The sequence below is a fragment of the Pseudomonas sp. SJZ074 genome, from assembly GCF_007828215.1.
In the GTDB taxonomy this organism is placed as follows: domain Bacteria; phylum Pseudomonadota; class Gammaproteobacteria; order Pseudomonadales; family Pseudomonadaceae; genus Aquipseudomonas.
The window spans coordinates 55,953-65,545 of sequence record NZ_VIUE01000032.1 but is presented as its reverse complement, the minus strand read 5'-3'; the positions used below and the strand labels follow the sequence as shown (position 1 = coordinate 65,545).

Annotated in this window: 7 protein-coding genes; 5 read left to right on the top strand and 2 right to left on the bottom strand. The window is 59.7% G+C overall.

All coding sequences use genetic code 11. The features are described 5' to 3' along the window. The first annotated feature begins 306 nt into the window (after window positions 1–306). The 5 genes from rho to FBX99_RS24895 all read left to right on the top strand — a co-directional run bounded on the left by rho (window position 307) and on the right by FBX99_RS24895 (window position 7,030). Window positions 307–1,566 carry a transcription termination factor Rho gene (gene rho, locus FBX99_RS24915; protein ID WP_003206716.1) on the top strand — a complete coding sequence of 420 codons (1,260 nt, stop codon included), beginning with the start codon at window positions 307–309 and terminating at the stop codon, window positions 1,564–1,566. A 140-nt stretch (window positions 1,567–1,706) separates the two neighbouring features. After that, on the top strand, window positions 1,707–3,662 hold the full coding sequence (locus FBX99_RS24910; protein ID WP_144926717.1) for an acyltransferase family protein: 1,956 nt from the start codon (window positions 1,707–1,709) through the stop codon (window positions 3,660–3,662). 78 nt (window positions 3,663–3,740) lie between these two features. Further along, window positions 3,741–5,207, top strand: a complete 1,467-nt coding sequence (gene ubiD / locus FBX99_RS24905) for a 4-hydroxy-3-polyprenylbenzoate decarboxylase (RefSeq protein ID WP_145133217.1) — start codon at window positions 3,741–3,743, stop codon at window positions 5,205–5,207. Further along, window positions 5,207–6,175 carry a CDP-6-deoxy-delta-3,4-glucoseen reductase gene (locus FBX99_RS24900; protein WP_144926711.1) on the top strand — a complete coding sequence of 323 codons (969 nt, stop codon included), beginning with the start codon at window positions 5,207–5,209 and terminating at the stop codon, window positions 6,173–6,175. The genes ubiD and FBX99_RS24900 overlap by 1 nt, the downstream gene beginning before the upstream one ends. Before the next feature lie 186 nt (window positions 6,176–6,361). Next, a complete protein-coding gene (locus tag FBX99_RS24895; protein WP_144926708.1) occupies window positions 6,362–7,030 on the top strand; it encodes a gamma-glutamylcyclotransferase in 669 nt (222 codons plus the stop codon). Here the strand turns inward: FBX99_RS24895 and glpT are convergent. Both glpT and FBX99_RS24885 read right to left on the bottom strand, forming a co-directional pair. Then, window positions 7,006–8,355 (bottom strand): glycerol-3-phosphate transporter, encoded by a 1,350-nt coding sequence (glpT, locus tag FBX99_RS24890; RefSeq protein WP_144926706.1) that lies wholly within the window; start codon window positions 8,353–8,355, stop codon window positions 7,006–7,008. The genes FBX99_RS24895 and glpT overlap by 25 nt on opposite strands. 234 nt (window positions 8,356–8,589) lie before the next feature. Next, complete coding sequence (locus tag FBX99_RS24885; RefSeq protein ID WP_144926703.1) at window positions 8,590–9,567, bottom strand: NADPH:quinone oxidoreductase family protein; 978 nt, start codon at window positions 9,565–9,567, stop codon at window positions 8,590–8,592. Window positions 9,568–9,593: the final 26 nt, after the last annotated feature.

The window sequence follows — 9,593 nt, the reverse complement described above, 5'->3', positions numbered from 1 at the left end:
TGAATGGGCATAAAAAATCCGATACCAGAGGACTGGTATCGGATTTTCTAGAAAGCCCGGCTTGGACTCAAATGCTTAAGTGAACAGCATTACGCCAATCGCGGGGCTTTTTCGTTCTTCGGGGCTAGACGCTCGCAAATCCAGGTGGTACATTCGGCCCCGCACTGGTTTCTCCATTGCCCCCTGCAAGCCGTCGCCGACGCACTCCTTTCGAATAAGTACGCGATCCTGTCGCCTTCTCTGCGGCGCGGCCTCATTAAGCCAAAAGCTTAATTTCCCCTCCATAAATGATTACGTCATTCCTATATGAATCTGACTGAACTCAAGCAAAAGCCGATTACCGAACTGCTCGAATTGGCCGAACAGATGGGCATAGAAAATATGGCCCGTTCGCGCAAGCAGGACGTGATTTTCTCCCTGCTCAAGAAGCACGCGAAGAGCGGCGAGGAAATCTCCGGTGATGGCGTGCTGGAGATTCTCCAGGACGGCTTCGGCTTCCTCCGTTCCGCGGACGCTTCCTACCTCGCCGGCCCGGACGATATCTACGTCTCGCCGAGCCAGATCCGTCGTTTCAACTTGCGCACCGGTGACACCATCGTTGGCAAGATCCGCCCTCCGAAGGAAGGCGAGCGTTATTTCGCCCTGCTCAAGGTCGACACGATCAACTTTGACCGTCCGGAAAACGCGAAGAACAAGATTCTTTTCGAAAACCTGACCCCGCTGTTCCCGACTGTGCGCATGAAGATGGAAGCCGGTAACGGCTCCACCGAAGACCTCACCGGTCGTGTCATCGACCTGTGCGCGCCCATCGGCAAAGGTCAGCGTGGTCTGATCGTGGCGCCGCCGAAAGCGGGCAAGACGATCATGCTGCAGAACATCGCGGCCAACATCGCCCGTAACAACCCTGAAGTTCACCTGATCGTGTTGCTGATCGACGAACGTCCGGAAGAAGTGACCGAGATGCAGCGCACCGTGCGCGGCGAAGTGGTTGCCTCGACGTTCGACGAGCCGCCGACCCGCCACGTGCAGGTTGCCGAAATGGTGATCGAGAAGGCCAAGCGCCTGGTCGAGCACAAGAAGGACGTGGTCATTCTGCTGGACTCCATCACCCGTCTGGCCCGTGCCTACAACACCGTGATCCCGAGCTCCGGCAAGGTACTGACTGGTGGTGTCGATGCCCACGCACTGGAGAAACCGAAGCGTTTCTTTGGCGCCGCGCGCAATATCGAAGAAGGCGGCTCGCTGACCATCATCGCCACCGCACTGGTTGAAACCGGTTCGAAGATGGACGAAGTGATCTACGAGGAATTCAAGGGCACCGGCAACATGGAGCTGCCCCTGGATCGTCGCATTGCCGAGAAGCGCGTGTTCCCGGCCATCAACATCAACCGCTCCGGCACTCGCCGCGAAGAGCTGCTGACCGCCGATGACGAATTGCAACGCATGTGGATCCTGCGCAAGCTGCTGCACCCGATGGACGAAGTGGCGGCCATCGAGTTCCTGGTCGACAAGTTGAAGACGACCAAGACCAACGATGAGTTCTTCCTGTCGATGAAGCGTAAGTAACACGAAGTCAGGTTGTAGAAAAAAAGGGCGCCTCAGATGAGGCGCTCTTTTTTTTGCGAAGTTTTTTATCAAAATGGACAACTTTCGTAGGCTGGCTGTGTCCGTGTTCATCATGGGTCTTCAAAGCGACAAGGAGCGTTATGCATACGTTTGGCAACCGCCGTGACATTGATGGCTTGAGGGCGCTGGCCGTTATTCCAGTTGTTTTGTTTCACTTCGGTTTCGGCACATTCAGCGGTGGTTTTGTCGGTGTCGACGTCTTTTTCGTCATTTCCGGGTTCCTGATCACCAGTATCCTGTTCCGCGAGATCAGTGCGCAGCGTTTCAGCTTCGTCGATTTCTGGGCGCGTCGGGCGCGACGTATCCTCCCGGCCTTGAGCGTGGTACTGCTGGCTTCACTGGCCGTCGGCTGGTTACTGCTGACGGCCAAGGATTTTTCAGAGCTTGGCAGGACGGTTCGTTATCAATCTCTGTTTATCTCAAACATCCTGTTCATGCGTGAAGATGGTTATTTCGCGCCTGCCTCGGATCTGAAGCCGCTGCTTCACACTTGGTCCCTGGCTGTCGAAGAGCAGTACTACATCTTTTTTCCACTGCTGATGGTGCTGTTGATGCGCCACGTTCGCCATTGGCGTTGGATGCTGTTTGCCCTGCTGTTGATTTCTTTCGGGCTGAATATCGCTTACATCGACCGCAAGCCTGACGTTGCTTTCTTCTCGTTGCCGACCCGGGCCTGGGAGCTTTTGTGCGGGGCGATGTTGGCGGTCCTGCCTGCGCCCAGGCACGCTGTTCGACCGTGGATCTGTCAGTTCGCCGCCGTGGCTGGGTTGATGGCGATCCTGGCAGCGGTTTTCACCTTCGACGAAACGACGGTGTTTCCGGGCTGGGCCGCTTTATTTCCTGTGCTCGGTACCACGGCATTGATCTGGTCAGGCGCTCGCTGTTCGACCTGGGTCGCTCAGGTGTTAAGTACCAGGGCTCTGGTCTGGGTGGGTTTGCTTTCCTATTCCTTTTACCTGTGGCATTGGCCGGTCTACGTCTATGCCAACGCCATCTCCATCGATGGAATCCAGCCGTGGGAGGCGGCGTGCTGGATTCTGCTGGCGCTGGTTCTTGCCTGGCTGAGTTGGCGTTTCGTTGAGCTTGCGTTCCGTGAAAAGCGCCTGCTGGCTGGGCGTAAACCCGTGTTGGTGGGAGGGTTGCTGGCCATGGCTGTCCTGGCTGTATCGGGTTCGGTGGTACGGTCGGCGGATGGCTTTCCCCAGCGCCTTACCGGCAAAGCAATGGAGTATGCGCAGGCGCGGGAATGGCGAGCGGGGCAGATGAAATGCATGCTGGTGACTTCAGACAAGCGTCTGGACAAGGCATGCCTGTTGGGCGGGCACAAGGATGCCCCGGCGCCCCGGCTGTTCTGGGGCGACAGTCACGCTGCGGCGCTGTTGCCGGCGATTGAAAGTAGCATCGCGCACGGTAGTGGCCCGGTCTGGCTTTACAGCATGAGCGCCTGCCCGCCAATTCTCAGCGATGACCCGAGGCCGCGTTGCAAGGATTTCAATGCACGAACCATGGAGCAGGTTCGTCGCCTGAAGATCAAGGATGTGGTACTGGCATCCAACTGGAGCTTATATGTCTACGGTCGTGAGGATGGCGACAAGAAGGTGTTGCTCGATCCCCGCGACAATACCGCCGAAGCCGAGGCGCGTATGGCCGCGGCGCTCAAGGCGCGCGTCGCAGCGATCAGGGCAACGGGCGCGCAGGTCTGGTTGTTCAAGGAGGTGCCGTTGCAACGCAAGGGTGCCATCGGCCGACTGACGAGCCTGGCGCGCATAGGGCGTTCGGCCGAGGGGTTGGGCCGTCCGCTCTCGGAGCACCTGGCGCGCCAGCACTTCCTGGGCGCCTTGTTCGACTCGATGAAGGCTGCCGACCCCGGCGTACATGTCATCGATCCTACGCCGTTGATGTGCTCGGATCGGATCTGCCCAATCGAGGCCAATGGTTACTCGCAATACCGGGATGAGGATCATTTGTCGGACCTCGGTAGTGCTCGTCTGGGACCGTTGTTTGCTCCGCTGCTGCTGGGTACTGCCGATAATTGACTGCTCTGCGCACGCGTGGGCTGCTGTTCGGGCGCTGGAGCAGGTAGGATGTACGCCTATTTTCGGGGTGGCATCTCAATGAAATTCAAGGATCTTCGGGATTTCGTGCAGCAGCTTGAGCAGCGCGGCGAGTTGAAACGCATCCAGGTTCCCATCTCTCCGGTGCTGGAGATGACGGAAGTCTGCGACCGCACGCTGCGGGCCAAAGGCCCGGCGTTAATGTTCGAAAACCCAACAGGCTACGACATACCGGTACTGGGTAACCTGTTCGGCACACCGGAGCGCGTGGCCATGGGCATGGGCGCCGAGTCGGTCGACGAGCTGCGCGAGATCGGCAAGTTGCTGGCGTTCCTCAAGGAGCCCGAGCCACCCAAGGGCCTGAAGGACGCCTGGTCCAAACTGCCGATTTTTCGCAAGATCATTTCCATGGCACCGAAAGTCGTCAAGGACGCGATTTGCCAGGAAGTGGTAATCGAAGGGGATGATGTCGACCTCGCGATGCTTCCGGTACAGACCTGCTGGCCGGGCGATGTGGGGCCGTTGATCACCTGGGGCCTGACCGTCACCAAAGGCCCGAACAAGGATCGCCAGAACCTGGGTATCTATCGCCAGCAGGTGATTGGCCGCAACAAGGTCATTATGCGTTGGCTGAGCCACCGTGGCGGTGCGCTGGACTATCGCGAGTGGTGTGAAAAACACCCCGGCCAGCCTTTCCCCGTATCGGTGGCACTGGGCGCGGACCCGGCGACCATTCTTGGGGCGGTCACGCCCGTGCCCGACAGCCTCTCCGAATACGCCTTCGCCGGCCTGCTGCGCGGCAACCGCACCGAACTGGTGAAATGCCGCGGCAACGACCTGCAAGTCCCGGCCACCGCCGAGATCATCCTCGAAGGGGTGATCCACCCCGGCGAAATGGCCGATGAAGGCCCGTACGGCGACCACACAGGCTACTACAACGAAGTCGACAGCTTCCCGGTGTTCACCATCGAACGTATCACCCATCGGGTGAAGCCGATCTACCACAGCACCTACACCGGCCGTCCGCCCGATGAACCGGCCATCCTCGGTGTGGCGTTGAACGAAGTCTTTGTGCCGATCCTGCAAAAGCAATTTCCGGAGATCACCGATTTCTACCTGCCGCCGGAGGGCTGTTCGTATCGCATGGCCGTGGTCACCATGAAGAAGTCGTATCCAGGGCACGCCAAGCGGGTGATGCTGGGCGTCTGGTCGTTTCTGCGACAGTTCATGTACACCAAGTTCGTTATCGTCACTGACGACGATATCAATGCACGGGACTGGAACGACGTGATCTGGGCCATTACCACGCGCATGGACCCCAAGCGCGACATGGTGATGATCGACAACACGCCGATCGACTACCTCGACTTCGCTTCGCCGGTCTCCGGCCTGGGATCGAAGATGGGGCTCGATGCCACGCATAAATGGCCTGGAGAAACCACCCGTGAGTGGGGCCGGGTTATCGTCAAGGATGAAGCCGTTACCCAACGGATCGATGCCATTTGGAATCAGTTAGGAATAGATTGATGCGTGTGACCTTGCAGCCGTCCGGCGCGGTGCTGGAGATACGGCCCGCCGAGCGAATTCTCGATGGTGCGCGGCGCCTGGGCTATGAATGCCCGCAAAGCTGCCGCAACGGCAACTGCCATGTCTGTGGTGCGTTGCTGGTGGAAGGCCGCGTGCGGCAGGCCGGCGACGTTTGTGATCACGGAGAGATCTTCACCTGCATCGCCGAGCCCCTGGAGGACTGTGTAGTGTTGTGGGACGGGGTATTGGCGCCGGGTGAGTTGCCGGTGCGTCGCCTGGCGTGCCAGGTCACCGGTTGTGTCGATGTGGGTGGCGATGTCTGGCGGGTCAGCCTGCGGGCGCCGGCGGGCAAGCCGCCGCGCTACCATGCGGGGCAGTATCTGATGATCGAACGGGAGAATGGCGATAAATCGGCTTTCTCCCTGGCGTCGGCGCCACATTCGGGGCGCGATCTGCAATTGCATGTGCTGGTGCGCGAAAACAGTGCGAAGGCGCTGCTGGAGCAACTGCAACGCAATCCCAACGTTCATGTCGAGATGCCTTTTGGCGACACTCATTTGTCCGAATTGCCGGACGGTCCGTTGGTGTTGATCGCCGCCGGTACCGGTATGGCACAGATGCACAGCCTGATCGAGCACTGCCGGGCAGAAGGCTTCAAGCATCCGGTGCATCTCTATTGGGGCGTGCGGCGGCCGGACGATTTCTATGAGATCGAGCATTGGGACGAGTGGAAGAAGCTGCCGAATCTGTTCCTGCACAAGGTCGTCAGCGACCTGTGCGGCTGGGAAGGGCGCTGCGGGATGCTCCATGAGGCGGTGTGCGAAGACATCAGCGATCTGTCGGGCGTATACGTCTATGCCAGCGGCTCGCCGGCGATGATCTATGCCACCCTCGATGCGCTGGTGGAGGCCGGGATGGATGCCCACCAAATGCGCGCCGACGTGTTTGCCTACGCCCCTCGCGCCTGAGCCTTGATCTTGAACGATTCTGGGTGGCGCTTTTTTGTGGCGAGGGGATAAATCCCCTCGCCACAGGGATTTTCCAGTGTCATGGGTGTGTCTGGCATCCAACTTGCCTGGGATCTGACAAGCGTCAGGCCCATGACGCGCGCCGATCCATTCCCGATCCTTGTGAGGAGCTTACTGCTACCGGCCATGACCGCTATCGAAACCGCCATTGGCTGCGCCTTGTATCCGCCACGACTCGATCTGGGCGCGCAACTGACCCGAGAACAATTGCTCACGTCGATGCAGTCGACCATGCGCCTTCACCAAGGCGGTCCGGTCTGGCTGTTCGCTTACGGTTCATTGATCTGGCGGCCGGAATGCACGGCAGTGGAGCGGATACGCGGGCGGGTCCACGGTTATCATCGCGGTTTGTACTTGTGGTCCCATGAGCATCGCGGTACGCCGGAATTGCCGGGGCTGGTGTTCGGACTGGATCGTGGTGGCTCATGCAGCGGTTTCGCCTACCGGTTGCCGGAGGAGAATCTCGAGGACTCGTTGTTTGCCTTGTGGCAGCGAGAGATGCCGGTTCCATCCTATCGTCCGCACTGGCTCAGTTGCCGGCTCGAGAACGGCAACCGTGTGCAGGCCTTGGGCTTTGTGCTGGAGCGACACCTGCCCAGCTATGCCGGCAACCTGCCGGACCATGTGCTGAGCCAAGTGTTTGAAAGCGCCTGCGGGCGTTTCGGCACTACCCGCGATTATGTCGAGCAGACCATTCACGCCCTGCGCAGCCACGCCATGCCGGATCGGAATCTGGAGGCGCGGCTCAAGCGTTGCAGATCAACCCTCGATCAGGCCACCGCTTCGCGGCTCTGACTGCTGACTTGCTTGTGTCCCAGGGTTGGCGCGAGGAACGCCATGGCCAGCAGGCACGCGGCGATCAGCAGGATGAAACCGCCATTCCAGCCGAAATAGTCCACCGTGTAACCCATCATGGCACTGGCCGCGACTGAACCGCCCAGGTAACCGAACAGGCCGGTAAAACCGGCAGCCGTACCGGCCGCTTTCTTGGGTACCAATTCCAGCGCCTGCAGACCCACCAGCATCACCGGGCCATAGATCAGGAAGCCGATCGCGAACAACGAGATCATGTCGATCATCGGGTTGCCCGGCGGATTCAGCCAATACACCAGGGTCGCGACCGTCACCAGGGCCATGAACACCATGCCCGTCAGGCCACGGTTGCCACGGAAGATCTTGTCCGACATCCAGCCGCACAGCAGCGTGCCGGGGATCCCTGCCCATTCGTACAGGAAGTAAGCCCAGGACGTCTTGTCGAAGTCGAAGTGCTTGACCTCTTTAAGATAGGTCGGCGCCCAGTCCAGGATGCCGTAGCGCAGCAAGTAGACGAAGACGTTGGCCAGTGCGATGAACCAGAGCATCTTGTTGCGCAGCACGTACTTGACGAAGATTTCCTTGGCGCTGAATTCGTTCTCGTGGCTGGCATCGTAGCCTTCCGGGTAATCGTTCTTGTACTTCTCGATGGGTGGCAAACCGGTTGACTGCGGGGTATCGCGCATGACAATGAAGGCAAATGCAGCCACCAGCAGGGCCACGGCGGCCGGCACGTAGAACTTGCTGTGCCAGTCGTTGAACCACCCCATGCCGAGAATCGCCAACGGGCCGATCAGGCCGCCGCCGACGTTATGTGCGGTGTTCCATACCGAAACCACACCGCCGCGTTCTTTCTGCGACCACCAGTGCACCATGGTTCGCCCGCTCGGTGGCCAACCCATGCCTTGCGCCCAGCCGTTGATGAACAACAGGATGAACATGATGGTCACGCTGGACGTCGCCCACGGTGCGAAACCGAAAACGAACATCACCGCGGCGGACATCACCAGGCCAAAGGGCAGGAAGTAGCGAGGGTTGGAACGGTCGGACACGATGCCCATCAGAAACTTGGAAAGGCCGTAGGCGATCGCAATCGCCGATACCGCCACGCCGAGCTGGCCCTTTGTATAACCTTGGGCGATCAAGTCTGGAAATGCCAGGGTGAAGTTCTTGCGCAGCAGGTAGTAGCCCGCGTACCCAATGAAAATCCCGGCGAAAATCTGCCAACGAAGGCGTCGGTAGGTGCTGTCTATTTTTTCGTCAGGCAGGGGTGCCTGGTGTGCGGCAGGGCGGAAGAAAGCAAACATTCAAGGACTCCGGACTCTTGTTATGACTGCGAATGCGAATATTACAGTTTCGTTACCGAAAATAGCATCGCTTGTTTTGCTCTGCACGGGGGAAATGTTGCCGGGGGGATGTTCATAAACGAACTCGTCGTCCAGGCATAAGCTGGCGACGTTGTGGGCCTCGGTGCCGCAAGCGTTTCGATACCGGGGCCGTCGCGGCCCGACGCCGTGGGCGTCGGGGACGCATCGATGTAGTCAACGCACCTGCACAACCACCTTTCCCACAGCCTTGCGCTGGGCGAGGTCATTGATCGCCTGGGCGGCGTTATCCAGTGGGTACAGTTGCGAGACCAGCGGCTTGAGTTTGCCCTCGGCGAACCAGTCGAATAATTGCTGGAAGTTGGCGGCGTTGTCCTGAGGCTGGCGCTGGGCAAAGGAGCCCCAGAACACACCCACCACGGCCGCGCCTTTGAGCAGGGCCAGGTTCACCGGCAGTTCGGGGATGCGTCCACTGGCGAAACCAACCACCAGCAGCCGGCCATTCCAGGCGATGGAGCGGATGGCCTGGTCGAACAGATCGCCGCCTACAGGATCGTAGATGACGTCGACGCCCTGACCGTCGGTGAGGCGCTTGATCTCGTCCTTGAGGCTGGTTTCGTTGTAATTGACCAATTCGTCGGCGCCGGCGGCCTTGGCTACGGCCAGTTTTTCCGCGTTGCTGGCGGCGGCGATCACCCGCGCGCCCATGGCCTTGCCGATCTCCACCGCTGCCAGGCCCACGCCGCCGGAAGCACCGAGCACCAGCAGGGTTTCGCCAGGTTGCAGGTTGGCCCGCTGCTTGAGGGCATGCATCGAGGTGCCATAGGTCATGCTGAAGGCTGCGGCGGTGTTGAAGTCCATGGAGGTCGGGATCGGCAACACGTTGTAGCCCGGCACCGCGACCTGTTCGGCAAAGCTGCCCCAACCGGTCAGTGCCATCACTCGGTCACCGACCTTGAGGTGACTGATTTTTTCGCCCACTTCCCTGACGACACCCGCCGCTTCGCCGCCGGGAGAAAACGGGAAGGGTGGTTTGAATTGATATTTGCCCTCGATGATCAGCGTGTCAGGGAAGTTCACCCCGGCGGCATGCACGTCCAGCAGCACTTCGTTCTTCTTCGCGACGGGGCTGGCGACGTCTTCCAGCACCAGCGATTCGGCGGGGCCGAATTCTTTGCACAGCACGGCTTTCATCAGGGCTATTCCTTTGGGAGTGATGG

What these genes read in the sequence shown, in the direction of transcription:
- rho (WP_003206716.1), top strand. Translation starts at nt 307, where the DNA reads ATGAATCTGACTGAACTCAAGCAAAAGCCGATTACCGAACTGCTCGAA.
- FBX99_RS24910 (WP_144926717.1), top strand. Translation starts at nt 1,707, where the DNA reads ATGCATACGTTTGGCAACCGCCGTGACATTGATGGCTTGAGGGCGCTG.
- ubiD (WP_145133217.1), top strand. Translation starts at nt 3,741, where the DNA reads ATGAAATTCAAGGATCTTCGGGATTTCGTGCAGCAGCTTGAGCAGCGC.
- FBX99_RS24900 (WP_144926711.1), top strand. Translation starts at nt 5,207, where the DNA reads ATGCGTGTGACCTTGCAGCCGTCCGGCGCGGTGCTGGAGATACGGCCC.
- FBX99_RS24895 (WP_144926708.1), top strand. Translation starts at nt 6,362, where the DNA reads ATGACCGCTATCGAAACCGCCATTGGCTGCGCCTTGTATCCGCCACGA.
- glpT (WP_144926706.1), bottom strand. Translation starts at nt 8,355, where the DNA reads ATGTTTGCTTTCTTCCGCCCTGCCGCACACCAGGCACCCCTGCCTGAC.
- FBX99_RS24885 (WP_144926703.1), bottom strand. Translation starts at nt 9,567, where the DNA reads ATGAAAGCCGTGCTGTGCAAAGAATTCGGCCCCGCCGAATCGCTGGTG.